General features: G+C 63.1%; 21 protein-coding genes and 1 other RNA gene. 6 read left to right on the top strand and 16 right to left on the bottom strand.

All coding sequences use genetic code 11. From position 1 onward, the window contains the following. Positions 1-386: 386 nt before the first annotated feature. Positions 387-2,387 carry an ATP-dependent zinc metalloprotease FtsH gene (gene ftsH, locus R1T44_RS02315; protein ID WP_317292494.1) on the bottom strand — a complete coding sequence of 667 codons (2,001 nt, stop codon included), beginning with the start codon at positions 2,385-2,387 and terminating at the stop codon, positions 387-389. Between the two features lie 481 nt (positions 2,388-2,868). Continuing rightward, the gene (gene rlmE, locus R1T44_RS02310) at positions 2,869-3,492 is read right to left on the bottom strand and encodes a 23S rRNA (uridine(2552)-2'-O)-methyltransferase RlmE (RefSeq protein ID WP_225347478.1); all 624 of its coding nucleotides are present in this window, start codon (positions 3,490-3,492) and stop codon (positions 2,869-2,871) included. A gap of 279 nt (positions 3,493-3,771) precedes the next feature. Between rlmE and yhbY the strand changes: the two genes are divergently transcribed. Then, positions 3,772-4,086: a ribosome assembly RNA-binding protein YhbY gene (gene yhbY / locus R1T44_RS02305; protein ID WP_043333380.1), complete on the top strand. Its 315-nt coding sequence runs from the start codon at positions 3,772-3,774 to the stop codon at positions 4,084-4,086. A 254-nt stretch (positions 4,087-4,340) separates the two neighbouring features. Here the strand turns inward: yhbY and greA are convergent, their stop codons facing one another. The 4 genes from greA to dapB all read right to left on the bottom strand — a co-directional run bounded on the left by greA (position 4,341) and on the right by dapB (position 10,665). Further along, complete coding sequence (gene greA, locus R1T44_RS02300; protein ID WP_043333374.1) at positions 4,341-4,817, bottom strand: transcription elongation factor GreA; 477 nt, start codon at positions 4,815-4,817, stop codon at positions 4,341-4,343. Then, entirely contained in the window at positions 4,814-8,044 is a 3,231-nt protein-coding gene (gene carB, locus R1T44_RS02295; protein WP_107335696.1) for a carbamoyl-phosphate synthase large subunit, read from the bottom strand. The genes greA and carB overlap by 4 nt, the downstream gene beginning before the upstream one ends. Positions 8,045-8,111: 67 nt before the next feature. Next, positions 8,112-9,257, bottom strand: coding sequence for a glutamine-hydrolyzing carbamoyl-phosphate synthase small subunit (gene carA / locus R1T44_RS02290; protein ID WP_317292493.1), 1,146 nt, complete (start codon positions 9,255-9,257; stop codon positions 8,112-8,114). 601 nt (positions 9,258-9,858) lie between these two features. Then, positions 9,859-10,665: a 4-hydroxy-tetrahydrodipicolinate reductase gene (gene dapB / locus R1T44_RS02285; RefSeq protein WP_043333367.1), complete on the bottom strand. Its 807-nt coding sequence runs from the start codon at positions 10,663-10,665 to the stop codon at positions 9,859-9,861. 211 nt (positions 10,666-10,876) lie between these two features. Here dapB and R1T44_RS02280 point away from each other — a divergent pair, with 211 nt between their 5' ends. Continuing rightward, positions 10,877-11,905 (top strand): esterase-like activity of phytase family protein, encoded by a 1,029-nt coding sequence (locus R1T44_RS02280; RefSeq protein WP_317292492.1) that lies wholly within the window; start codon positions 10,877-10,879, stop codon positions 11,903-11,905. Between the two features lie 162 nt (positions 11,906-12,067). On the opposite strand, the gene dnaJ is transcribed toward R1T44_RS02280, so the two are convergent. The 3 genes from dnaJ to grpE all read right to left on the bottom strand — a co-directional run bounded on the left by dnaJ (position 12,068) and on the right by grpE (position 16,138). Next, positions 12,068-13,219, bottom strand: a complete 1,152-nt coding sequence (dnaJ, locus tag R1T44_RS02275; RefSeq protein ID WP_043333362.1) for a molecular chaperone DnaJ — start codon at positions 13,217-13,219, stop codon at positions 12,068-12,070. 169 nt (positions 13,220-13,388) lie between these two features. Then, positions 13,389-15,311: a molecular chaperone DnaK gene (gene dnaK / locus R1T44_RS02270; protein WP_248380421.1), complete on the bottom strand. Its 1,923-nt coding sequence runs from the start codon at positions 15,309-15,311 to the stop codon at positions 13,389-13,391. 203 nt (positions 15,312-15,514) lie between these two features. Further along, the gene (gene grpE, locus R1T44_RS02265; protein ID WP_043333357.1) at positions 15,515-16,138 is read right to left on the bottom strand and encodes a nucleotide exchange factor GrpE; all 624 of its coding nucleotides are present in this window, start codon (positions 16,136-16,138) and stop codon (positions 15,515-15,517) included. 376 nt (positions 16,139-16,514) lie between these two features. On the opposite strand from grpE, the gene recN reads away from it, so the two are divergent. Further along, positions 16,515-18,185, top strand: coding sequence for a DNA repair protein RecN (recN, locus tag R1T44_RS02260; RefSeq protein ID WP_215823700.1), 1,671 nt, complete (start codon positions 16,515-16,517; stop codon positions 18,183-18,185). 206 nt (positions 18,186-18,391) lie between these two features. Here recN and fur read toward each other — a convergent pair whose 3' ends face one another. Then, positions 18,392-18,814 (bottom strand): ferric iron uptake transcriptional regulator, encoded by a 423-nt coding sequence (gene fur / locus R1T44_RS02255; protein ID WP_043333352.1) that lies wholly within the window; start codon positions 18,812-18,814, stop codon positions 18,392-18,394. Between the two features lie 78 nt (positions 18,815-18,892). On the opposite strand from fur, the gene R1T44_RS02250 reads away from it, so the two are divergent. Next, positions 18,893-19,321, top strand: a complete 429-nt coding sequence (locus R1T44_RS02250) for an outer membrane protein assembly factor BamE (RefSeq protein WP_052384519.1) — start codon at positions 18,893-18,895, stop codon at positions 19,319-19,321. A gap of 92 nt (positions 19,322-19,413) precedes the next feature. On the opposite strand, the gene R1T44_RS02245 is transcribed toward R1T44_RS02250, so the two are convergent. Continuing rightward, the gene (locus tag R1T44_RS02245; protein ID WP_043333350.1) at positions 19,414-19,725 is read right to left on the bottom strand and encodes an RnfH family protein; all 312 of its coding nucleotides are present in this window, start codon (positions 19,723-19,725) and stop codon (positions 19,414-19,416) included. An 87-nt stretch (positions 19,726-19,812) separates the two neighbouring features. Further along, positions 19,813-20,250 carry a type II toxin-antitoxin system RatA family toxin gene (locus R1T44_RS02240; protein ID WP_043333347.1) on the bottom strand — a complete coding sequence of 146 codons (438 nt, stop codon included), beginning with the start codon at positions 20,248-20,250 and terminating at the stop codon, positions 19,813-19,815. 162 nt (positions 20,251-20,412) lie between these two features. On the opposite strand from R1T44_RS02240, the gene smpB reads away from it, so the two are divergent. Together smpB and ssrA are read left to right on the top strand one after the other, a co-directional pair. Continuing rightward, positions 20,413-20,889, top strand: a complete 477-nt coding sequence (gene smpB / locus R1T44_RS02235; RefSeq protein WP_043333345.1) for an SsrA-binding protein SmpB — start codon at positions 20,413-20,415, stop codon at positions 20,887-20,889. A gap of 135 nt (positions 20,890-21,024) precedes the next feature. Next, positions 21,025-21,379, top strand: a transfer-messenger RNA (tmRNA) gene (gene ssrA / locus R1T44_RS02230). A 224-nt stretch (positions 21,380-21,603) separates the two neighbouring features. Here the strand turns inward: ssrA and R1T44_RS02225 are convergent. The 4 genes from R1T44_RS02225 to R1T44_RS02210 all read right to left on the bottom strand — a co-directional run bounded on the left by R1T44_RS02225 (position 21,604) and on the right by R1T44_RS02210 (position 25,922). Further along, positions 21,604-22,461 carry an ABC transporter ATP-binding protein gene (locus R1T44_RS02225; RefSeq protein WP_054556486.1) on the bottom strand — a complete coding sequence of 286 codons (858 nt, stop codon included), beginning with the start codon at positions 22,459-22,461 and terminating at the stop codon, positions 21,604-21,606. Between the two features lie 153 nt (positions 22,462-22,614). After that, positions 22,615-23,673 (bottom strand): FecCD family ABC transporter permease, encoded by a 1,059-nt coding sequence (locus R1T44_RS02220; protein WP_082388719.1) that lies wholly within the window; start codon positions 23,671-23,673, stop codon positions 22,615-22,617. A 138-nt stretch (positions 23,674-23,811) separates the two neighbouring features. Next, positions 23,812-24,780: a FecCD family ABC transporter permease gene (locus R1T44_RS02215; RefSeq protein ID WP_043333495.1), complete on the bottom strand. Its 969-nt coding sequence runs from the start codon at positions 24,778-24,780 to the stop codon at positions 23,812-23,814. Between the two features lie 176 nt (positions 24,781-24,956). Then, on the bottom strand, positions 24,957-25,922 hold the full coding sequence (locus tag R1T44_RS02210) for an ABC transporter substrate-binding protein (RefSeq protein WP_234368067.1): 966 nt from the start codon (positions 25,920-25,922) through the stop codon (positions 24,957-24,959). Between the last annotated feature and the right edge of the window lie 272 nt (positions 25,923-26,194).

The following is a 26,194-nucleotide window of genomic DNA, read 5'->3' as shown; positions in this document are numbered from 1 at the left end:
GAGAGGGGCACGAAGGTGGCTTCGCAGCCCGGTCAGAAATGATTGGGCACCACTTTAAAGAGCCAGCCCATGGTGCGCAAGGCGTGGAATGGCCACCACACGGGGCGTCAGCAGATGGCAACGCCATTGGCTCAGACCTTTCACCCCACGCTCATCATGGCGCTGACAATGCCCGTGCAGAGACATGAGTCGACGCCGTCACGCCACGGCGTAGGCCACTCATCAGCAGCACCTTAACTTCACCAGCGTCATTGCTGCAGACAAGCAAACGCCCGACTGGCAAGCCAGTCGGGCGTTTTTCCTTTCAGAGGCTCAGACATCGCATGCGATATCGGGCGCCCCTTATGCCTACATCAGGCCTAGATCAGGCCTGCATCAGGCGTACATCAATGACCGCTCGGACCACCCAGCGGATCAGACGGGCGACGGCGGTTGCTGTCGTCATCTTCACTGCCATCAGCGTCATCATCCGCCTTGGGGGTTTCCGGCGCTTCCGCCTTCGGAGTGTCGGCAACCGGGGCCACCAGGCCACCGTCACCGCCGCTCGCCGGGCCACCCCAGTCCTTCGGCGGACGCGGAGCACGACCCGCCATGATGTCCGCCAGCTGCTCGGCATCGATGGTCTCGTAGGTCATCAGCGCTTCGGTCATCGCATCCAGCTTGTCGCGATTCTCTTCCAGGATCTGCTGCGCCTTGGCGTAGCACTCGTCGATGATACGACGCACTTCCTTGTCGAGACGCGAGGTGGTGTCGCCAGACTTCAGCTTGCCGCCACCCTGACCCGGGCCACCGAGGAACTGATGGGACTCGTCCTCGTCGTACATGATCGGGCCCATCTCGCTGGAGAGACCCCACTTGGCGACCATGTTGTGGGCAAGCTCGGTAGCACGCTTGATGTCGTTGGACGCGCCGGTGGTGACACCGTTCGGGCCCAGCGTCATCTCTTCGGCGATACGACCGCCGAACAGCGAGCAGATCTGACTGATGATCTGCTGACGCGAGTAGCTGTAGCGATCCTCTTCCGGCAGGAACATCGTCACACCCAGCGCACGACCGCGCGGAATGATCGACACCTTGTAGACCGGGTCATGCTCGGGCATCACCAGGCCGATGATGGCGTGGCCAGACTCGTGATAGGCCGTGTTGCGCTTCTCCTTCTCGGACATGACCATCGATTTGCGCTCGGCGCCCATCATGATCTTGTCCTTGGCCAGCTCCAGCTCTTCCATGCCGACCAGACGCTTGTTGCGACGCGCGGCAAACAGGGCGGCTTCATTGACCAGGTTGGCCAGGTCCGCACCGGAGAAGCCCGGTGTACCACGTGCAATGTTGACCGGTACGACGTCATCGCCCATCGGCACCTTGCGCAGGTGAACGCCGAGGATGTGTTCGCGACCACGGATGTCCGGCAGTGCGACGGTCACCTGACGGTCGAAGCGGCCCGGACGCAGCAGCGCGGGGTCAAGCACGTCAGGACGGTTGGTCGCGGCGATGACGATGATGCCGTCATTCGCCTCGAAGCCATCCATCTCGACCAGCAGCTGGTTCAGGGTCTGCTCACGCTCATCGTGACCACCGCCCATGCCGGAACCACGGTGACGGCCGACGGCGTCGATCTCATCGATGAAGATGATGCACGGCGCCTGCTTCTTGGCCTGCTCGAACATGTCACGCACACGGGAGGCACCGACACCGACGAACATCTCGACGAAGTCAGAACCGGAGATGCTGAAGAACGGCACCTTGGCTTCACCGGCGATCGCCTTGGCGAGCAGGGTCTTACCGGTACCCGGCGGGCCTACCATCAGGACGCCACGCGGAATCTGACCGCCAAGACGCTGGAACTTGCTGGGGTCCTTGAGGAAGTCGACCAGCTCCTCGACCTCTTCCTTAGCTTCGTCACAGCCTGCGACGTCGCTGAAGGTGGTCTTGATCTGGTCCTGGCTCAGCAGCTTGGCCTTGGACTTGCCGAAGCTCATCGGGCCACCCTTGCCGGCGCCGCCACCCTGCATCTGGCGCATGAAGAACATGAAGATGGCCAGAATGATCAGAATCGGGAAGCTGGCAATCAACAGGCGTGTCCACAGCGACTGCTGCTCAGGCTTCTTGCCGATGACCTCCACCTTGTTGGCAAGCAGGTCATCCATCAGCTTGGGATCGGACGCCGCCGGCCGGATGGTGGTGAAGCTGGAGCCATCGGCCCGCTCACCCTCAATGGTGTAACCATCGATGGTCACACTCTTGATCCGGTCGTTCTGCACCTGCTGGACGAACTGTGAATAGTTCATCGCCTGCGGCGAGGTATCGACGCTGAAGTTGTTGAACACCGTCAGCAGCACTGCTGCGATGATCAACCAGAGAATCAGGTTCTTCGCCATGTCGTTCAAGGGGACACCCTCATTGCATGAATCTGTCTTGGCATGCCGTGAATACTCCGACTGCCGTCTTGTGGTGGCCTGCCATGCTATCTGATCGTGCCTGCGGGGTATCAAGTCAGCGCAACGCGCCACTTCGCCTACCGAGTCACTCAAAGCTTGCCGTGCATTGTGCTACTTGCCTGCCAGCATCGGTAAGGCATTGAAACCCACCGAACTGTCACTGGCCCATCGTACTCAAGACCCAATGATATCGACACTACACCAGATGGGGGCTGGCAACCATTGCTTAAAGCCCGACAATGGACTATTGCGCCGATAGACAGCCTGCATCAGCCAGCGCCGCGACTCGCCCGGACACATTGGCGCCAGTCTGGACGAGCATCGCATGGCTCGCCTTAACCCGCGATGAAGCATGCGACCAGCAACGTGGAAATCTCGCCACCGCGAGCTGATGCCTGCCGCGTGCAGCGGCATGCAAGGACACTGACCATCAGCCCTTGAAGCCCTGCCCCAGCAGATAGACTTCGCGTGAGCGTGCACGCGACGCTTCCGGCTTGCGGGTCACGACCTTCTTGAAGCTGCCACGCATGTCCTTCAGATAGGCATCGAAGCCCTCACCCTGGAAGACCTTGACCAGGAAATTGCCGCCCGGCTTGAGGGTCTGGCGCGCCAGATCCAGCGCCAGCTCGACCAGGTACATGCCGGCAGGCTGATCGATCGCGCTCATGCCGCTCATGTTGGGCGCCATGTCGGAGATCACGAGGTCCACCGGGCGATCCCCCAGAGTGGCCAGAATCTGGTTCAGCACGGCCTCTTCGGTGAAGTCGCCCTGAATGAAGTCGACACCGGCCAGGGCGTCCATCTCGAGAATGTCGGAGGCGATGACCACGCCTTCCATGCCGACGCGGTCCGCGGCGATCTGGCTCCAGCCACCGGGGGCTGCGCCGAGGTCGATGACGGTGGCGCCCGGCTTGAGCAGGCGGTCCTTGTCATCGATTTCAATCAGTTTGTAGCTGGCACGGGAACGATAACCGTCGGCCCAGCTGCGCTGGACATAGGCGTCATCAAAGTGTTCCTTCATCCAGCCAGCACTGCTCTTGCTGGGGTGAGCCACGTTGTCACCTGGAATGTCGGGGAAAATCGAATACTGGCGGGAGATAGCGCGGGGGATAACGACGACACGAAAGGCGTGGCAAGCTTGCGCACGGGTCGTGTCATGAGCGTCGTCATGGAGTAGAATGGCGGGTCCTGCGCGCGGTTCCGCCCGTGGGCACAGACATTGCCTGCGCAACAGACGGGTTCACACCCCTGGATTTCAAGCCCTGGAGTCGACCCTGTCTTTCGCTACGCTCCCCGCTCCCATCGGACGCCAACAGGGAAACTTTACGATACCATGAGCTTGTCACAGTCACAAAAGAAAGCATTTCGCAGCATCGGGCACCATCTTGACCCGATCGTCACCGTCTCGGAAAACGGCCTTTCCGAAGGCGTCGTGACCGAACTGGAGCGCGCACTGCACGATCACGAACTGATCAAGCTGAAGCTGGCGATCAACGATCGCGAAGCGCGCGGCGAGGTGGCTCGCCACCTGTGCAGCGAAACCGGCGCGACCCTGATCCAGAGCATCGGCAAGATCGCTCTGCTGTATCGCCGCAACCCGCAGGCCAAGCCGAAGCTGTCGAACGTACAGCGCTTCAGCGAGAAGTAAGCCGCCGGGCCCAGGCCTGACGAGGCTCACCTCGCACGCCACGCCTGCCGCAGACAGAAACGCCGCCCTCATCGAGGGCGGCGTTTCTGTTTTCTGTTGCTGACAATCACGACCTGATGACGCTGGGAGCCGCCTGCCTGAAGGATTTCGTGCCCGCGGGCCAAAAAAAACAGCCCTGCCGGGGTTACCGGCAGGGCTGTCACGACATCAGGATCTGACGAATCAGAGGCGATGCTCTTCAGATGTAACGTACTTCAGATGTGATGCACTTCGGAGATTTCATACTCCACATCGCCACCCGGGGTACGCACGACCACGACATCCCCTTCTTCCTTGCCGATCAGCGCACGCGCGATCGGAGAGGTGACGGAGATCTTGCCGTCCTTGATGCTGGCTTCATCTTCGCCAACGATGCGATAGCGCACTTCGCTATCGTCATCGAGGTTCATCAGGTCGACCGTGGTGCCGAAGATCACCTTGCCGGTCTTCGGCAACTTGGTGACGTCGATCACCTGGGACATGGAGAGCTTGGACTCGATCTCCTGGATACGACCCTCGATGAAACCCTGCTGTTCACGCGCGGCGTGGTACTCGGCATTCTCCTTGAGATCGCCGTGCTCACGGGCTTCCGCGATGTCAGCGATGACCCGGGGACGCTCAGTGCCCTTTAGGTGCTCGAGCTCCTTGCGAAGGCGGTCTTCGCCTTCGACGGTCATCGGACTTCTACTCATATCATGACTCCTGCATGCATATCCTGGAGACGACGGACCTTGACGTCGTTGCCGTAGGCAAGCGCCATGCACACGGCATTGGCACCCGCCAGCGTCGTGGCGTAGGGCACCTTGTGCGCCAGCGCCGTGCGACGGATCACGGACGAGTCATTGATGGCCTGACGTCCCTCTGTGGTGTTGACGATATAGGCGATCTCGCCGTTCTTGATCATGTCGACGATATGCGGCCGCCCTTCGAACACCTTGTTGACGGGTTCAACCTCGAGGCCGGCAGCGGCGATCACCTCTGCCGTGCCACGGGTAGCACAAAGCGTAAAGCCTAATGTTACCAGAGAGCGGGCCACCTCGATAACGCCCGCCTTGTCGAACTCACGCACGGACAGGAAGGCCTTGCGATCGCCAGTCAGGGTCGGGATGGCTTCACCGGCACCCAGCTGCGCCTTGTAGAAGGCTTCCGCGAAGGTATCGCCGGAGCCCATCACTTCGCCGGTGGACTTCATTTCCGGCGACAGGATCGGGTCGACCCCCGGGAACTTGGCGAACGGCAGCACCGCTTCCTTCACACTGTAGAAGGTCGGCACGATTTCCTGGGTGAAACCAATCTCTTCCAGGGTCTGGCCGGCCATGCAGCGTGCGGCGATCTGCGCCAGCGACTGGCCGATGCACTTGGAGACGAACGGCACGGTACGTGAAGCGCGCGGGTTGACCTCGATGACGTAGATCACGCCATCCTGCCAGGCCAGCTGCACATTCATCAGGCCGACGACGTTGAGTTCCAGCGCCATGCGCTTGACCTGCTCGCGCATCTCTTCCTGGACGTCTGCCGGCAGCGAGTACGGCGGCAGGGCGCACGCGGAGTCACCGGAGTGGATACCGGCCTGCTCGATGTGCTGCATGATGGCGCCGATCACGACCTGCTTGCCGTCGGACACCGCGTCGATGTCGACCTCGATGGCGGCGTTCAGGAAGTGGTCCAGCAGCACCGGCGAGTCATTGGAGACCTTGACCGCGTGGGTCATGTAGTTCTCGAGCTCGGCGGCGGAGTAGACGATTTCCATCGCGCGGCCGCCCAGCACGTAGCTCGGGCGCACCACCAGCGGATAACCGATGACCTCGGCCTTGACGAAGGCTTCCTCGAAGCTACGCGCGGTGGCGTTTTCCGGCTGGATCAGACCGAGCTTCTCGATCATCTGCTGGAAACGCTCGCGGTCTTCGGCGCGGTCGATGGCGTCCGGCGTGGTACCGATGATCGGCACACCGGCGGCTTCGAGCTCACGCGCCAGCTTCAGCGGCGTCTGGCCGCCGAACTGGACGATGACACCGACCGGCTGCTCCTTGTCGGCGATCTCCAGCACGTCTTCCAGGGTGACCGGTTCGAAGTAGAGGCGATCGGAAGTGTCGTAGTCGGTGGACACGGTTTCCGGGTTGCAGTTGACCATGATGGTCTCGTAGCCGTCCGCGCGCATGGCGAGGGAGGCGTGGACACAGCAGTAGTCGAACTCGATGCCCTGACCGATACGGTTCGGACCGCCACCCAGCACCATGATCTTCTTCTTGTCGCTGACTTCCGCCTCGCACTCTTCCTCATAGGTGGAGTACATGTAGGCGGTGTCGGACGCGAATTCGGCGGCACAGGTGTCGACGCGCTTGTAGACCGGACGGATGCCCTGCTTCTGACGGTGCTTGCGGAAGGCCTTCTCGGACACGCCCATCAGACGCGCCAGGCGCGCATCGCTGAAACCCTTGCGCTTGAGACGGAACAGACGATCAGCGTCCATCTCGCCCAGCGAGCTTGCGGCCACTGCGCCTTCCTGAGCGATCAGGTCGGCCAGCTGCACCAGGTACCAGCGGTCGATGTTGGTGAGGCGGAAGATCTCTTCGATATCGAGACCGGCACGCATGGCATCGGCGATGTAGAAGATACGCTCGGCACCGGCGGCCTGCAGCTCGCCCTTGATACGCGCCATGTTCTCGTCGCTGAAGTTCTCGACGATCGGGTCGAGACCGTCAACGCCGGTCTCCATGCCACGCAGCGCCTTCTGCAGGGATTCCTGGAAGGTACGGCCGATGGCCATGACTTCGCCGACCGACTTCATCTGCGTGGTCAGGCGGTCATTGGCCTGCGGGAATTTCTCGAAGGTGAAGCGCGGAATCTTGGTGACGACGTAATCGATGGACGGCTCGAAGGACGCCGGCGTCTTGCCACCGGTGATGTCGTTCTGCAGCTCGTCCAGGGTATAGCCGACGGCCAGCTTGGCGGCGATCTTGGCGATCGGGAAGCCGGTCGCCTTGGAAGCCAGCGCCGAGGAACGCGACACGCGCGGGTTCATCTCGATCACGACCATGCGGCCAGTGTCCGGGCAGATGCCGAACTGGACGTTGGAGCCGCCGGTCTCGACGCCGATCTCACGCAGAACGGCCAGCGATGCATCACGCATCAGCTGGTATTCCTTGTCGGTCAGGGTCTGGGCCGGGGCGACGGTGATGGAGTCGCCGGTGTGCACGCCCATCGGGTCGAAGTTCTCGATGGCACAGACGATGATGCAGTTGTCGTTCTTGTCACGAACGACCTCCATCTCGTATTCCTTCCAGCCCAGCAGCGACTCGTCGATCAACAGCTCGCGGGTCGGCGACAGCTCGAAGCCGCGATGGCAGATCTCTTCGAATTCTTCACGGTTGTACGCCACGCCGCCGCCGGAACCGCCCATGGTGAAGCTGGGACGGATGATGGACGGGAAGCCCAGCTCGGCCTGGATTTCCCAGGCTTCTTCCATGGAGTGCGCGACCTTGGCCTTCGGGCACGCCAGACCGATCTTCTTCATCGCCTTGTCGAAGCGATCACGGTCTTCGGCCTTGTCGATGGTGTCGGCGTTGGCACCGATCATCTCGACACCGTACTGCTCGAGCACGCCTTCGCGCTCCAGCGCCAGCGCACAGTTCAGCGCGGTCTGGCCGCCCATGGTCGGCAGGATGGCGTCCGGGCGCTCCTTCTCGATGATGCGCGCCACGGTTTCCCAGGTGATCGGCTCGATGTAGGTCGCATCGGCCATCACCGGGTCGGTCATGATGGTTGCCGGGTTGGAGTTGACCAGGATGACCCGGTAACCCTCTTCACGCAGGGCCTTGCAGGCCTGTGCGCCGGAATAGTCGAACTCGCACGCCTGGCCGATGACGATGGGGCCGGCGCCGATGATCAGGATGCTGTTTAGGTCTGTACGTTTCGGCATGTCTCTTCCCGCAATGATCTGGTGACTGAACTCAACGATGGATCAGGCCCTCGGGCCTGCGCTCGGCTCAGCGTCGCGCGCGCATCATCTCGATGAAACGATCGAACAGCGGGGCGACGTCCTGCGGGCCGGGACTGGCTTCCGGGTGACCCTGGAAGCTGAAGGCCGGGCGGTCGGTGCGCTCGATGCCCTGCAGGCTACCGTCAAACAGCGACTTGTGCGTCGCGCGCAGGCTGCTCGGCATGCCCGCTTCATCCACTGCGAAGCCATGGTTCTGGCTGGTGATCATCACCACACCGCTGTCGAGGTCCTGCACCGGGTGGTTGGCACCATGGTGACCGTGGCCCATCTTGACCGTAGTCGCACCGGAGGCCAGTGCCAGCAGCTGGTGACCCAGGCAGATGCCGAAGACCGGCGTGTCGGTCTCGAGCACTTTACGAATCGCGGTGATGGCGTAGTCGCAGGGCTCGGGGTCGCCCGGGCCGTTGGACAGGAAGACGCCATCCGGATTGAGCGCCAGCACCTCGGCGGCAGGCGTCTGCGCCGGCACGACGGTCAGGCGGCAGCCGCGGGAGGCCAGCATGCGCAGGATGTTGTGCTTGACGCCGTAGTCGTAGGCGACCACGTGGAAGGGACGTTCGGACTCACGGGTATCGGCGTAGCCTTCACCCAGTGTCCATTCGCCTTCGTGCCACTCGAACTGCTCGCTGCAGGAGGCTTCCTTGGCCAGGTCCATGCCCTTCAGACCCGGGAAGGCGCGTGCCGCTTCCAGCGCGCGTTCCACGGCGTCATCACCCCGGGCATCTTCACCGGCGAGGATGGCACCGTTCAGGGAGCCCTTCTCGCGCAGGATGCGCGTCAGGCGACGCGTGTCGATATCAGCGATGCCGACGACATTCTCGTCGCGCAGGTACTGATCGAGGGAGCGAGTGGAACGGAAGTTGCTGGCCAGCAGCGGGAGGTCGCGGATGACCAGGCCGGCGGCTGCGACGCTGTCGGACTCGGTGTCCTCGTCGTTGATGCCGGTATTGCCGATGTGCGGATACGTCAGAGTGACGATCTGTCGGGTGTAGGAGGGATCGGTCAGGATTTCCTGGTAGCCGGTCATGGCAGTGTTGAACACTACCTCGCCGCTGGTCTGCCCATCAGCACCGATGGCGCTGCCGTGAAATACACTGCCGTCTTCCAAGGCCAGTATCGCGGGTTTGATCAACGCAACGTCCTCCCCATAGTGTCCACTTTCCTGCCCGGAATCCGCGGTCGAACACCGGACATGCTGCTTGATTATCGTGCTCGGCATTCGCCGAGCCTGTGTCCCGCTGCCGACTTCTGCCAGATGCCTGTCACTGGACAGACGCGCGCCAGAAGCGGCAAATTCAGGTTGCAAAAAAGCGGGACGAAACCGAAAAATCAGGTTTCATCCCGCTTGTTATCATTCTTCGGAATGCTGCTGGCCCGAGCGCTGCCAAAACGGCAACCAATAGGGCGGCCAAGAACGTGGCCAAATTGGGTAGAGATTACCGGAATCCTTGAGTGCTGACCACCCCGCGCATGCCCCGCCAGCAGGCGACAAGGCCCACGATACGGTCGTTTCGTCGCCGCGGTCAGCTTGACGAAACCCTTGGCCGAGCCGGGACACTGCACAGCGCTTGTAAAGCGACGCAGTCCAGCGGCGCAAGGCGGCCAGAATGGCTCACGCGTGCGCCGCATCCTGCCCACCGAGACAGCTTTCAAGAAATTCTCCTGAATGTCGCCAGACTGTCATCTCAGCGCTTGGCTCTCCATTCCGCTCCCCACCTTGCTCTCCACTTCGCTCACTTGAGCCCCAGCACATCCTGCATGTCATAGCGGCCGACTTCGCGCCCTGACAGCCATTCGGCCGCGCGTGCCGCGCCCTTGGCGAAGGTCATGCGGCTCGACGCCTTGTGGGTGATCTCGATGCGCTCGCCTTCGGTGGCGAACATCACGGTGTGCTCACCGACGATGTCACCGGCACGCACGGTGGCGAAGCCGATTTCCTTGTCGGTACGCGGGCCGCACTGACCTTCACGCGCGAAGACACCATGGGTGGCGAGATCACGCCCGATGGAATGCGCCACGGCTTCGCCCATCGCCAGCGCCGTGCCGGAGGGGGCATCGACCTTGTGACGGTGGTGCGCCTCGATGATCTCGATGTCGTAGCCGGCATCGCCCAGGGCACGCGCGGCGGTTTCCAGCAGCTTGAGAGTCAGGTTGACGCCGGAGCTCATGTTGGCCGCGAACACGAAGGGCACGCTGTCACGGTAGCCATCCAGCTGCTCGAGCTGCTCCGGCGTGAAACCGGTCGTGCCGATCACCATGCGCTTGCCGTGCTCGGCGCACAGCGCCAGGTTGGCCAGCGTCACCTGCGGTGCGGTGAAATCGATCACCACATCGAAGTCATCCACCACGGCAGCCAGACTGTCGCTGGCGACCACACCCAGACGCCCCTGACCGGCCAGCTCACCGATGTCGACGCCCGCCAGGGAGCTGCCGGATTCGACGATGCCCGCCGCCAGCGTCAGACCTTCCACTGCACCGACGGCCTCGACCAACGTGCGTCCCATGCGTCCGGCGACGCCCATGATTGCGATACGGGTCATGCTGACTCCTGCCTGTTGTGGGTCTTGAGGGTGACAGCCCGCGAGCAAGCCCCGAGCGTGCCACCTATGCTGTTGCCACGAGTATATCAGCCGCCTGCAGCGTTGGCTGACGTCATGTATTTGTGTCGGTTACGCGCTAGAGTAGCCTCGTACCAGGTTGTCTCCTGTTGATCGTCATTTTTCTCATCACCGCTCAGTCTCCGGAGTCAGCATGCCTGCACGCCAATCCCCCACCTCGCGCCGCTGGCGCATGCTCCAGACCCTCGCTGTCACCACGGTGCTCGCCGGCCTGTTGAGCGCCTGCGGCGTTCACCCGCGCCCCTACACGCTGGCATCGCCGGAACAGAAGAGCGAGTTCCCGGAAATCCAGTGGTGCGGCACGCTCAGGCTGCCGGGCAAATGGCTGGATGACACCCCCGTCGGGGGCCTGTCGGACATCGGCTGGGACCAGGACGAGTCACTGCTGTATGCCGTATCGGACCGCGGCTGGCTGCATCGCCTGCGGCTCGCCTTCCGTCACGGTGAGCTGGTCGGGGCCAAGGCGCTCAATACCTACACCCTGCGCGACGAGACCGATGTCTCGCTGCGCGGCGCCCTCAGTGATGCCGAGGGCCTGCAGCTGCTGCGCGCGAACAATGACCGCCGCGGCGATTCCCGCCTGGTGATTAGCTTCGAGCAGCAGCCACGCGTCGAGCACTTCCTGCCCAGCGGCCTGGCCGTCAGCGAGCCCTTCACCCCGATGGGCGCACGCGGTGCGGCGCCCAACAACGGCATGGAAGCCCTGACCCTGCACCCGGAATACGGCATGCTCGCCGGACTGGAAGCCACGCCGGAAGGCATGAGCGAGGGCATGACGCGCATCTTCAGCCTCGACGACAAGCACGAGTGGAGCTACCCGCTGGCCAGCGACACCGGCTCGAGCCTGACCGCGATGGAGATGCTGCCCGACGGTGACATGCTGATGCTGGAGCGCGCCTTCTCGCCGCCCTTCCCGCTGGTGATCAGTCTGCGCCGCGCACATCTCGGTGAGCCCGGCACCCAGGCCGAGGTGCGCACCCTTGCGCGCCTGTCGAGCGGCGATGGCTGGTCGCTGGACAACTTCGAAGGGCTGACGCATCTGGAAGGCAATCGCTTCCTGATGATCTCGGATGACAACTTCAGCAGCTTCCAGACCACGCTGCTGAGCTGCTTTGCCGTCATCGAGCCAGAGGCCTTCACGGCTGAATCGGTGCCGGAATAGCCATGCCCCGGGCTGCGTTACTGGACTGAATTGCTTGGCTGAATTGCCTGGCTGAGCCACCGAGCCTGAAACGCGAGAGCCCCGCACTCGACAAGTCGAGTGCGGGGCTCTCTGGCATGAAGGCCATCCACGGGGCTGGCCCGCAGACGGCAAGGCGAATGCCTAGGGCTTCATGTCTTCGAAGAACTTCTTCACGCCATCGAAGAAGCTGTTCTCCTTCGGTGAATGGCTCTTGCCGGTATCACCGAGGCTCTGCTGGAACTGACGCAGCAGCTCCTTCTGCTCTTCATTCAGGCTGACCGGGGTCTCGATGACCACCTTGCACAGCAGGTCCCCGGCGGGGCCGCCACGCACCGGCTTGACGCCCTTGCCGCGCAGACGGAACAGCTTGCCGGTCTGGGTCTCGGCCGGAATCTTCAGCACGACACGCCCATCGAGGGTCGGCACGTTGAGCTCACCGCCCAGCGCCGCATCGACGAAGCTGATCGGCACTTCACACTGCAGGTGACGACCATCGCGCTTGAAGATCTCGTGCTCGCGCAGGTTGACCTGCACATACAGATCACCTGACGGCCCGCCGTTGACACCACCCTCGCCTTCGCCGTTCAGACGGATGCGGTCGCCGGTGTCGACGCCCGGCGGAATCTTGACCGAGAGGGTCTTGGATTCCTGGACGCGGCCTTCGCCGTGACACTTGCGGCACGGCACGCTGATCTTCTCGCCACGACCGTGGCAGGTCGGACACGCCTGCTCGACCGCGAAGAAGCCCTGCTGCATGCGCACCTTGCCCATGCCATTGCAGGTCGGGCAGGTTTCCTTGCTGGAACCCGGCTCGGCACCATCGCCATCGCAGTGGCCACAGGCGGCCAGACGCGGCACGCGGATATCGACCGTGGTGCCGGCAACCGCCGATTCCAGATCGAGATCCAGGTTGTAACGCAGGTCGCTGCCGCGCTGCGGAGCGTTCGGATTGCGACGACCACCGCCGCCACCGAAGATGTCACCGAAGACATCGCCGAACACATCGCCGAAGCCGCCGGCACCACCACCGCCAAAGCCGCCGCCACCGAAGCCACCGCCGCCCTGACCATCGACACCGGCATGACCGAACTGGTCATAGGCGGCGCGCTTGTCAGCATCGGACAGCACTTCGTAGGCCTCAGAGACTTCACGGAACTTCTCGGCCGAAGTTTCATCATCCGGGTTGCGGTCCGGGTGATGCTTCTGGGCCAGGCGTCGGTACGCCTTCTTGATGTCCTTGGTGTCGGCGCCACGCTCGACACCAAGCACTTCGTAATAATCACGCTTGGACATGGATCAGGTCCGCCTGGATTGCTGGCAGCCTGAGGCTGCCGGTCTGTTCTGGAATGCCGGTTGTCACCGGTGGCTCGCGGCTAGCGCAGGGCGCCACCGATGCAAACGACAACGCGGGACACCTTCACAAGGCTCCCGCGCTGTCATCAGACGTCGTTCAAGAAATCCCTCAGGACTTCTTGTCGTCGTTGACTTCCTCGTACTCGGCGTCAACCACGTCGTCGTCCTGCTTCTTGCCAGCCTGACCTTCGGCAGCCTGCTCACCCTGGGCGCCCTGCTCGGCGTAGAGCTTCTGCGCCAGGTTGCCGGACGCTTCGGTCAGTGCATCCAGCTTGGCCTGGATCGCATCCTTGTCGTCGCCTTTCAGGGCTTCTTCCAGCTCGGAGATCGCCGTCTCGATGGCTTCCTTCTCGCTGGCTTCGGCCTTGTCACCGGCTTCGGTCAGGGTCTTCTTGGTCGCGTGAATCATGCCGTCGGCCTGATTGCGCAGCTGGACCATTTCCTCGAACTTCTTGTCTTCGTCGGCGTTGGCTTCCGCGTCACGCACCATCTGTTCGATCTCGTCGTCGGACAGGCCGCCGGAAGACTTGATGACGATGGACTGTTCCTTGCCGGTCGCCTTGTCCTTGGCGGACACGTTCAGGATACCGTTGGCATCCAGGTCGAAGGCGACTTCGATCTGCGGCACACCGCGCGGTGCCGGCGGAATGTCGGCCAGGTCGAAACGACCCAGAGACTTGTTCTGCGCGGCCTGCTTGCGCTCACCCTGCAGGACGTGGATGGTCACCGCGCTCTGGTTGTCGTCTGCGGTGGAGAACACCTGGGACTTCTTGGTCGGGATGGTGGTGTTCTTCTCGATCAGCGGCGTCAGCACGCCACCCATGGTCTCGATACCGAGGGTCAGCGGGGTCACGTCCAGCAGCAGCACGTCCTTGACGTCGCCGCCCAGCACGCCGCCCTGGATACCGGCGCCGACGGCGACCGCTTCATCCGGGTTGACGTCCTTGCGGGCTTCCTTGCCGAAGAACTCGGCCACCTTGGACTGCACCAGCGGCATGCGGGTCTGACCACCGACCAGGATGACGTCGTCGATCTCGGAGGCGGACAGGCCGGCGTCGGACAGTGCGGTCTGGCACGGCTTCAGGGAGCGTGCGACCAGGTCGTCGACCAGAGACTCGAGCTTGGAACGGGTCACCTTGACATTCAGGTGCTTCGGACCGGTATTGTCAGCCGTGATGTACGGCAGGTTCACGTCGGTCTGCTGAGCGCTGGACAGCTCGATCTTGGCCTTCTCGGCGGCTTCCTTCAGACGCTGCATGGCGAGGTTGTCGCCGGACAGATCGATGCCGCTGTCTGCCTTGAACTGGTCAACCAGGTAGTTGATCAGGTGCATGTCGAAATCTTCACCACCCAGGAAGGTGTCGCCGTTGGTGGCGAGCACTTCGAACTGGGTCTCACCGTCGACGTCGGCGACTTCGATGATGGAGATATCGAAGGTACCGCCGCCCAGGTCGTAGACCGCGATGGTCTTGTCACCACGAGACTTGTCCATGCCGTAGGCGAGGGCTGCGGCAGTCGGCTCGTTGATGATGCGCTTGACGTCGAGACCCGCGATGCGGCCGGCGTCCTTGGTCGCCTGACGCTGGGAATCGTTGAAGTAGGCCGGCACGGTGATGACAGCTTCGGTGACTTCTTCACCGAGGTAGTCTTCCGCGGTCTTCTTCATCTTCTTGAGGATTTCCGCACTGATCTGCGGCGGAGCCATCTTCTTGTCTTTCACCTGCACCCAGGCGTCGCCGTTGTCGGCTTCGACAATCTTGTACGGCACCATCTTGATGTCTTTCTGAACCACATCATCCTTGAACTTGCGACCGATCAGGCGCTTGACCGCGAAGAGAGTGTTCTCCGGGTTGGTCACTGCCTGACGCTTGGCCGACTGGCCGACCAGAATCTCGTTGTCGTCGGTGTAAGCGATGATGGACGGTGTGGTGCGACCGCCTTCAGCGTTTTCGATGACCTTGGTTTTCTCGCCGTCGAGCACTGCCACACAGGAGTTGGTAGTACCCAAGTCAATACCGATGATGCGTCCCATAATCGTATACCTCGAATCTGTTGCTAGCCTGAAAGATAAGTCTGGATGTCGGCACCTTGTGTCGGTGCCTGAACTTGTTTCTCTAGATGGGGTCGCGTGTCAGGGTTTCAAGACCCGGCCGGGCAAATTTTCCCGGGCCGGATCGCCCTGAGCCCCCACAGGGCGCGATCCAGCGCCTATCGGGCGTCGGGAGCGCGCAGGCCTCAGGAGGCCTTGCTGACTGCCACCATCGCCGGACGCACCAGGCGGCCATTGAGGGTGTAACCCTTCTGCATCACGTCGATGACGCTGTTCGGCTCTGCATCCGGGGACGGCACCATGGCGACAGCCTGATGGTATTCCGGATCGAAGGGCTCGCCGTGCGGATCCAGCTGCTCGACGCCTGACTTGTTCAGGGCATCCAGCTGCATTTTCAAGGTCATCTCGATGCCTTCGACGTGGGTCTTGGCCGCTTCGTCACCCGACATGGATTCCAGCGCCTTCTCGAGGGAATCCACCACCGGCAGCATTTCCTTGACGAACTTCTCCAGCGCGAACTTGCGCGCCTTCTCGGCGTCCTGCTCGGCACGACGGCGCGCGTTCTGCGCATCGGCAGCCGCACGCAGCGCCTGGTCCTTGGCTTCCTTGACGGCCTGCTCAAGCTCTTCGACCTGGGCGGCCAGCATCTCGGCTTCCGGGTTGTCCACCAGAGAGCCTTCGGCGCCGGTATCGTCGGCATCCAGTACGTTGTCGATCACTTCACCTTCCGGCGTTTCCGGCTGCGGCTCGGCATCGCGAGCGGCACGCTGAAGCTCTTCATCCATCGGGGTCTGCGGGTCCTGAGCCATGCTGATCTCCTGCGGGCCGGCGTCTATGCGCCATTGCCCTGATTCGTGGCCTGCTGAGCTTGTCGCGAAGCATCACGCGTACTGGCTGACAGACAGGCCATGAGTTGCCTTGAGAGGCAGCAAGGCCAGGCCATTGCTGCCGACTGAAAGTGTCAGTGCCTCTATATGGGGACAGCACATCGCTTCTCAAGCCTTGCCGCGGGCTTTTCTCCCCACTGAGTCCAGCATGGATTGAAGGCCACCCGAACGTGCTGTATAAAAAGCCATGTTCACTGTATAAACATACTGTATGGCGACACCGTAGCCCGCCCATCGAGTCCGGGTCCGCTGATGTTCCCCCAGCACGGCGTACGTCAAAGCCCCCTCGGAGGTAGTCATGCTGCTGCAACTCGCCATCCAAGATTTTGCCATCGTCGAAACGCTGGAACTCGATTTCCGCCGCGGCATGACCGCCATCACCGGCGAGACCGGTGCCGGCAAGTCCATCCTGCTCGGCGCCCTCGGCCTGTGTCTGGGCGAGCGCGCCGATGCCGGCAGCGTGCGGCATGGCGCCGACCGCGCCGACCTCATCGCGCGTTTCGATATCAGTGAGCTTGGCGATGCCCGTCAGTGGCTGGATGAGCGCGAACTGGGCAGCGACGACTGCCTGCTGCGCCGCGTCATCACCGCCAGCGGCCGCTCCAAGGCCTGGATCAACGGCACGCCCTGCACCATCGCCGACCTGCGCGAGCTGGGCGAGCACCTGATCGACATCCACTCCCAGCACGCCCATCACTCCCTGCTCAAGGAAGAGACGCATCTGCGTCAGCTCGACGAATATGCGGGCCTGGAGACCCAGGCTGCCCAGTTGCGCGAGGACTTCCGCCACTGGCAGGAGGCGCATCGTCGCCTCAAGCGCATGAGCAATGATGGCGATGAGGTGCGTGCACGTCGCCAGCTGCTGCGCTATCAGGTCGAGGAGCTCGATGAACTGGCGCTGTGCGAAGGGGAGCTGGAAGCCCTGGAACAGGAGCAGGAAACGCTGGCCAATGCCGAGCAGATTCTGGCCGAGGCGCAGTCCGCCGCCGAGTGCTGTGATCACGACGAAGAAGGTGCGCTGTCACGCCTCAACCAGGCCCTGGCACGTCTGGCGCATCTGCCGGGCAACGAGCATGGCTCACTGGCCAGTGCGCTGGGCATGCTCGAGGAAGCGCGCATCCAGATAGAAGAAGCGGCGCGTGAACTGCATCGCTTCGTGGAAGTCACCGAACTCGATCCCGAGCGTCTGGCCTTCGTCGATGAGCGCCTGAGCCGCATTCACCAGATCGCGCGCAAGCATCATGTGATGCCGGACGAGCTGCATGGCCTTCATCAGCGTCTGAGCGAAGAACTCGACGGCCTGGGTGGCGATGAGGAGGCCATCGAAGCCTTGCGCGAAGAAGTGGCTCAGCGTCGCGAGGCCTGGAAGGGGCTGGCGAGTGAGGTGAGCGCCAAACGCGCCACTGCCGCCCCGCAACTGGCCAGCGACATCCAGGACCAGCTGGCCTTCCTCGGCATGGGCAAGGCCACCTTCGAGGTCGCCATCGAGGCGCGGGAGCGTCCGCAGCCCGAAGGCATGGAGCGTATCCACTTCCGCATCAGCGCCAACCCAGGCCAGCCGCCACGTGCGCTGGCCAAGGTCGCCTCCGGCGGCGAGCTCTCGCGTGTGTCACTGGCGATCCAGGTCGTGGCCGCCAGTCGCTCGACCATCCCCAGCCTGGTCTTCGATGAAGTCGATGTCGGCATCTCCGGCGCTACCGCCGAGATCGTCGGTCAGCTGCTGCGTCGACTGGGCGACAAGGGCCAGGTGCTGACCGTCACTCACCTGCCGCAGGTTGCCGCACAGGCGCATCAGCACCTGCATATAGAAAAGCAGGCCGAGAAGGACACGACCCGCACGCACATGGCGCTGCTGGATGAAAGTGGCCGCGTGCGCGAGTTGGCACGCATGCTGGGCGGCATTCACCTCTCCGAGCAGACCCTCGCCCATGCCCGCGAGATGCTGGGCGCTGCCGACAGCCGCCACTGAGCACTGTCGTCAAAGTCGCCGTCGCCGTTCATGCACTGCCAGCGACGTCCATTCGTCCAATGACGCTCCTCAACAAGACGAACGCCAGAGCCCTGGACTCAGAAAACATGAACGCCAGATACACGAACGGCCGCCCCTGAGGGCGGCCGTTCGTGTATCTGGCCGGAGAAGGCTCTCCGGCCACGTCATCCCTGACGCAACCCGCGTCAGCTATCGCTCTTGTCGCCCTTGGGACGCACGTAGAGCACTAGCGCATGCTCGACCAGCTCATAGCCGTGCTCCTCGACGATCTCGCGCTGACGACGCTCGATCTCGGGATCACAGAACTCTATGATCTCGCCGCTGTCCAGACATACCATGTGGTCATGGTGTTCTTCCTGGGACAGTTCGAAGACGGCGTGACCGCCATCGAAGTTGTGACGCATCACCAGTCCCGCTGTTTCAAACTGGGTGAGCACACGATAAACCGTCGCCAGACCGACATCTTCGCCAGCCTCAAGCAACGCCTTGTACACGTCCTCGGCACTCAGGTGTCGATCCGTCGATTTCTCGAGGATCTGCAGGATCTTGACTCGCGGTAGGGTTACCTTGAGTCCCGCCTTGCGCAGTTCATGGTTCTGATCGGCCATGCTGGGGTACTCTTCGCAGTCGCTTGATGTATCAGGTATGATCGGCCAAGGCAAAACGATAGGGAATCTTCAGGGCAAATGCAAAACTTGATCAAAACAGTCGCCTTTTGCAGCGCCCTGTCGCTGCTCACCGGGTGCAGCTACTTCAGCGTCTACAAGCGCGACCTTCCTCAGGGCAACCTGATCAAGCCGGAAATGGTCGAGCAATTGAAGCCGGGCATGAGCCGCGAACAGGTCATCTACGTGATGGGCTCACCGCTGCTGACCGCCCCCTTCAGTGAGGATAGCTGGGACTACGTCTATCGCCTCAAGAAAGCGGATGGCGAAATCATCAACAAGCGCGTGACGTTGACCTTCGCAGGCGATTCACTCTCCAACATCGACAAGAGCGGCGACATCGACCAGGAAACCGTCATCGTGCCGGACCTGGACATCGACCCTCGCGCGGCACAGCCTAACCGTGCTGAACCCAAGGCAGGCGCAGCCGACCTGCCTGAAGAGCGCTGATCACTGTCCTCTTCACTCAGTGACAAGCCAGAACAACAGCGGGGCACCTTGAAAGGTGCCCCGCTGTTTTTGATTCTCGCCTGTCTCTCGTCTTACTGAGCGGCGCGAGCGGCCTTGTCGGCGCGCCGCTTGCGCGCAAGCTTGGGGTCGGTGATCAAGGCGCGATAGACCTCGACCCGGTCCCCGGCGTCCAGCACATGCTCATCGGGCTTGCGCAGCGCCTTGCCGAAGATACCCAGGTCCGCCTCGAGAAACACCTCGGCGGCAATCGTCGGAAAGTGCTGCTCCAGACGCGCCATGCGCACGGCCTCGCGCGCCGTGGTACCGGGGGCGACCGCCAGCGAGACGATCTTCTGCTTGTCGGGCAGCGCATAGGCCACCTCGACCGTGATTCTGTCTGTCATGTCTGCTCCTTTGCTCTCGCCACCTTTATATACCACCTGTGCGATATATCACCTGCGCGGCGTTGCACCCTGGCCAACGGCCAGGTGTCAGCGCTGGGTGTAGATCTGGTCAGCGCGGCGCGTGAAGGCCTCGACCATCTGAGCGGCGACCTGACTGAACAGCTTGCCGAACGCCATGCCCAGCAGGCGATTGCTGAACTCGAAGTCCATCTCGAGCGAGACCTTGCAGGCATCTTCGCCCAGCGGCGTGAACAGCCAGGTCCCCTGCAGACGCTTGAAGGGGCCATCGACCAGGTTCAGCTCAATCCGCTCGGGGGCATACAGGTCATTGCGCGTGACGAAGCTCTGCTGCATGCCTGCCTTGGACAGGGTGAGCCTGCCCTTGAGATGGTCCTCATCACGTTCCAGCAATTCCGCGTTGCTGCAGCCGGACAGGAATTCGGGATAACGCTCGAAATCATTGACCAGATCGAACATTGCCCGGGCCGAATGCCGCACCAGGGCAGACCGGTTGACCGTAGGCATCTAGCTCTCCGCTGACTTGGATACGCAGCATGCGTATCATGAACAATGGGCCGGCGCATGAAGTGCCGTCTGGCCTTGAATGGTAACACGCCTCCCCCCATCCAGAAGGATGTGCCATATCCACACTGGATGACGGCAGGCGCACACGACAAATGAGGCAACATGGGCAAGAAAAAGAAACCCGAACAGGGCGGCAATCTGATCGCCCAGAACAAGAAGGCACGCCACGAGTACCACATCGAGGAAACCTTCGAAGCGGGTCTGGTACTGGCAGGCTGGGAAGTGAAGGCGCTGCGCGCAGGCAAGGGCCAGCTGACCGATACCTATATCGTGATCAAGAATGCCGAAGCCTGGCTGCTGGGCTGCCACATCCACCCGCTGGAAACCGCCAACACCCACGCGGTGGCGGACCCGCAGCGCACGCGCAAGCTGCTGTTGCACAAGAAGCAGATCGCACGCATCTTCTCGCGCACCCAGGACAAGGGCCACACCTGTGTGCCGGTCAAGCTGTACTGGAAGAATGCGATCGTGAAGTGCGAGATCGCGCTGGTGGAAGGCAAGAAGCTGCACGACAAGCGCGCCACCGAGAAAGACCGTGACTGGAACCGTCAGAAGGCCCGTATCCTGCGCGACCGCTGAGGGCAGCGTGAGGCAGCTCACGCCAGCAAGCTACTGTCAGGTCAGAAATTTTCCTGAACGCTTGAACTGGCGTAGCACAGTCCCCACCTGTTATGATGAAGACGTAGCAACGCAGTAAAGTGGTAACACTGTTATGGGGGCGTTCTGGCATTCGACGCTGGTGGCAAACCCTGAGGTGCATGCCGAGATCGTAACGTATCTCGTAAATAAAACGTTGCAAATATATAGTCGCAAACGACGACAACTACGCTCTAGCTGCATAAGCTGCTCATGATACCGTTGCGCCTGTTCAAGGTGGATTGAGAACGAGCCCGTATAAACAGGATCGTCTTGGCCGACGTCTCTAAGGTCGAGATTAAAACTCAGAGAATCGCATTGCTGTAGCCTGTTCATTGGCGGCAGTCGTGTTAAATCAAATAATGAAACTAAGCATGTAGAGCCGAAGGCGGAGTGCCGGCGGACACGGGTTCGACTCCCGTCGCCTCCACCATATCCGTGACAGAAAGGCCTCCCTTCGGGGAGGCCTTTCTGTTTGTGGGCGATCAGTTCTGGCTGGTCTTTTCTGACAGAGGCAGACCGCCCCTCAAGTCGCCCTATCAAGCCGCCGTTCAAGTCTCCCTCTCAGGCCCTCCCAAGCCCCTCCTTCAGGCCTGCGCAAGGCCCGGCAGCGGCCACGCAGGCGCCACAGCGCCCATCATGGCCACAGCCTCGGGTTCAGGTCGCGCTGCCGCTCAGGCGCTCGCTGGTGCGGCGTACACCGATCAGCAGCGGCGTGCCGGTGTCGGGATCGGGGATCAGGCGGCACTCGACCCCATAGAGCTTGCGCACCAGCTCCGGCGTCACCACCTCGGCGGGCGCACCCTCGGCGATCACGCGACCTGCGTGCATGGCCACGATGTGGTCGGCATAGCGGCAGGCGCTGGCCAGATCATGCACCACCATCACGATGGTCTTGCCCTCTTCATGGGCCAGACGCTGGATCAGCTCGAAGACCTCGATCTGGTGACCGAGATCCAGCGCCGAGGTCGGCTCATCCAGCAGCAGCAAGGGCGTCTGCTGTGCCAGCGCCATGGCGATCCAGGCACGCTGGCGCTGCCCACCGGACATCGAGGCCAGCTCACGGTCCGCCAGGCTCTCGATATCGGCGGCGGCCATCGCCTCGGCCACCAGCCGCTGATCCTCCTCAGACCACTGACTCAGAGCGCCCTGATAGGGCTGACGACCGAAACGCACCAGCTCATGCACCGTCACCCCCTCGGGCGAATGCGTCTCCTGAGGCAGCAGCGCGATGCGCTGGGCCACCTCGCGCCGCTTATAGGCGTGAATGTCCTTGCCTTCCAGCAACACCGCGCCTGACTCAGGCAACTGCAGGCGAGCCAGCCCTGCCAGCAGTGTCGACTTGCCACAGCCGTTGGGCCCGACGATCGCCGTCACCTTGCCGTCGGGCAGCCCCAGGGTCAGCGAATCGATCACGGTGACATGGCGCTGGCGCGCGCCGTAGCCCAGCGACAGCTCGTTCGCTCGCAGGGTGTCGGTGGTAGCCGCGGCGTGGCGATCGGCCGGGGAATTCATCGCTCGCGGATCAAGCATCGTCTCAGCGCTCATGGCGCACTCTCCTGAAACATCATCGGCCGCTGGAACATCATCAGCCGCTGAAACATGTCGTGCGACGCTGAGCGACAAGGGCTGGCCCTGGACCGCTCAGCAGGAAAATAGGGGCAACGGCTAGCGCGGGCTGCGCAGCAGTATCCACAGCAGATAAGGGCTGCCGACCACGGCCATCACGATACCTACCGGGATTTCCAGCGGCGACAGCAGGGTACGTCCGGCAAGGTCGGCCAGCACCATCACCAGCGCACCGGCCAGCGCCGAAGCCAACAGCGGCACGCCCTTGTGGCGCGACAGGTAGCGTGCGATCTCGGGGCCCACCAGCGCCACCATACCTACCGGCCCGGCCACCGCGACGGCCGCCGCCGTCAGCACGACCGACAGCCACAGCGTGATCAGGCGTACACGCGACACCGGCTGCCCCAGCCCGGTCGCCACGCGGTCGGTGAAGCGCAGCGTATTCAGCCCGCGTCCCAGCCAGAGCGCGATCGGCACGCCGATCAGCAGGGCCAGCCCCAGCCAGGTGAGCGAATCGGCATCACGCGCATTGAGGCTGCCGACCGTCCACGGATAGGCACTGTTGGCGGCATCGATGGAGACTCTTGCCAGCATCAGCTGCGTCCCGGCACCGAACAGCGCCCCGACCCCGATACCGGCGACCAGGAAGCGATAACCGCGCGTGCCGATGCCGCCGGAGAGCCCGAAGGCCAGCGCAGTGGCGATCACGGCACCACTCAACGCCATCACCGGCGGCGCCAGCGAGATGCCCATCCCGACCACGGAGGCCACCGCGAAGGCGGTCGCGCCATTGTCGATGCCGATGATGCCCGGCGTCGCCAGGCGATTGCCGGCCAGGGTCTGCATCAGACAGCCCGCCAGCGAGAAGGCAGCGCCTGTGGCAATACCGGCCAGCAGGCGCGGCAGGCGCAGTTCCTGCACCACGAAGACGGTGGCGAACTCGCCGTGCCCGAAGGCCGCCTTGAAGGCATCCCACGGCCCGAGGCCGGCACTGCCCAGCATCAGCGAGGCGACACTGGCCATCAGCAGCGCCAGCAGCAGTATTCCGGCCGCCAGCAATGGCGCACGCAACAGCAGCAGGGACAGCTTGCCATGTCGCCACCAGAGCGTGCCTGTGGGGGCCGAGCGAAGGGGATCAAGCGGTGAAGGTCTAGACATCATCGATTCCAAACAAGGCCCTGTCAGGACAACGCCTGACAGGGCCGGTCGATTCAAGCAAGGAGGCGATGGCGCCGGCACGCGCGCCAGCCTGGCCTCCATCATCGTTCACGCCGCAAGCGCCAGAGGCACCAGTCGCTACAGGGTGGGCAGACGGCGGGCACGCACCACGGCAATCAGCACGGGCGCGCCCATCAGGGTCGTCAGCACCCCCAGCGGCAGCTCCGAGGGCGGCACGACCAGCCGCGACACCACATCGGCGCTCAGCAGCATGGTCACGCCCAGCGGCAGGCACAGCCACAGCGTGCGCCGCACATCGGCGCCGCACAGCGCACGCGCCACATAGGGCACGGCGAGGCCGACGAAGGCCACCGGTCCTGCCAGTGCCGTCGCGGCACCGACCAGCAGCGCCACCACCAGGATCGCGACCTTGCGTACGCGCTTGGGATGATGGCCCAGGCCACTGGCGACCTGCTCACCCAGCACCATCGCGGAGAGCGGCCGCGCCAGCCACAGCGTCAGCAGCACCGCGAGCAGGATACTGGGCAGGCTGCTGTAAAGCGCCTCCAGCGAGCGCCCGGCCAGACTGCCGATCACCCAGAAGCGGATCTCGTCGGCCGCACGTTGATCGATCAGCAAGGCCAGAGACGTCAACGCCACCAGCAGGCTCGACAGCGCCGCGCCGGCCAGCACCAGACGCACCGGGTCCTGACGTGCGCCGCTCATCCGCACGGTGCTCATCACGAACAGGCAGCCCAGCAGCGCACCGCTCTGCGCCACCATCACATGCATGCCGGTCGCTTCCATCCCCAGCAACAAGGCCACGGCCACGGCAAAGGAGGCCCCGGCACTCACGCCCAGCAAGCCCGGCTCCGCCAGCGGGTTGCGTGCCACCACCTGCATCAGGGCACCGCCACAGGCGAGCATCATGCCGACCACCATGCCGATCAGGGTACGCGGCGCGCGCAGCTCGAGCACCACGAAGCGCGCCTGATCACTGCCCTGTCCGGCCAGCACCTGCAGCGCCTGCCAGGGGCCGACATCGCCAGCCCCCCACAGCAGGCTGGCCAGACAGGTCAGCAGGGCGCTCAGGCAGGCCAGCGGCATCACCTGACGCAACGCAAGACGCCCGGAGACCTTGTGGGTCATCCGGGCGGCATGTGCGCGTGGCCTGCGGACCTGTGGAGAGGTCTCTTCAGCCTGCATACCACCTCCCGCGTCGCGGTTGCGGGAGGTCCCCTGCCTGCGCAGGGGTCAAACGTGGTGCACCGACATGACTGCGACTAGCCATCATCGCGCGCCCGGTCGATATCCTTCAGCAGTGCTTCCGCGGCCAACGGTCCGCTGGCGCTGGTCCACAGCTGGCCATTCACGCCGACCAGGCTGTCGCGGTCCGCTGTCTCGAGACGCTGGAAGGCCGGTTCTGCCGCCAAGGCGTCAACCGCGGCATCAGAGGAGTCGTCCATGGTGGCAAGGAAGATGGTCTGCGCATCGATGCGTGCCATGTTCTCGTCGCTGAGCGGATCGGAATGCGGGCGACCCGGCTTGACCAGATCACCGCCGACCAGCTCATAGCCGCTGGCCGCCATCAGGCCGGTCGCGAACAGCTGGTCGGACATCGCCATCAGACCACCCGGCATGCGACGCACCAGGCTGGCGGTTTCCGGGGTGGTCATCTCTGCCTTCAGACGCGCGGCGTGCGCGTCGATGGCGGCCAGACGTGTCTCGAGTTCCGCTTCGGCCGTCTCGCCCAGCGCCTCGGCATAGACACGACTCTGCTCCTTCCAGCCCTGCTGGCTCAGCGCCGAAGCGCTCGGCACGACGGTCGGCGCCAGACGCGACATCAGCTGGTACTGGGTCTTGTCGAGGCCCGGCGGCGCCAGGATCAGGTCCGGCTTGAGCGCGACGATCGCCTCGAGATTGAACTCACGCGGCGTGCCGATGATCTTGATGTCCGGCACCTGCGACTGGATATAGCTCGCCACGCCATCACCGCCACGCGTGGTCACGGTGCCCAGCGGCGTCACCTGACTGGCGACGGCCACATCCAGCGCGCCTTCGTACAGGGTGACGACACGCTGCGGCGTACCCTCGATATCCAGCTCACCGTAGGCCGTCTCGACACTGCGTGCCTCGGCAGACAGGGAAGCCCCCATCAGCGCTACCGCCAAGGTCGCCATCAGGCCCTGTTTGAACCATGCAGGCCGGGTCATGCCACGAGCAGTAAAAGCAGTCGACGAGACGGTCATGCAGTACTCCGAAATGAAGGAAATGATCTCGCACTCAAGCGAAGGCAGGCGTGATCCTGCGCAGGACGATACCGCAAGGCGGCCCCTGTGCGCATGACTATCACACCTGAACAACGAATAATAATCAATCGCAACAATACCGGCTCATCTTGTAACTCACCACACCAGTTCATGCAACGCGACATTGCAACATCCTGCGTGGCAGCAGGTCACGTCTCTCCCCCGAGCAGCGCCTGAAGACCTTGAAGGTTGGCGGCGCCTGCCGCAGGCTG

This window comes from Cobetia amphilecti (assembly GCF_032923285.1).
In the GTDB taxonomy this organism is placed as follows: Bacteria; Pseudomonadota; Gammaproteobacteria; order Pseudomonadales; family Halomonadaceae; genus Cobetia; species Cobetia amphilecti.
Note: the sequence above shows the minus strand (reverse complement) of the source record. Positions and strands in the feature narration are given on the sequence as shown.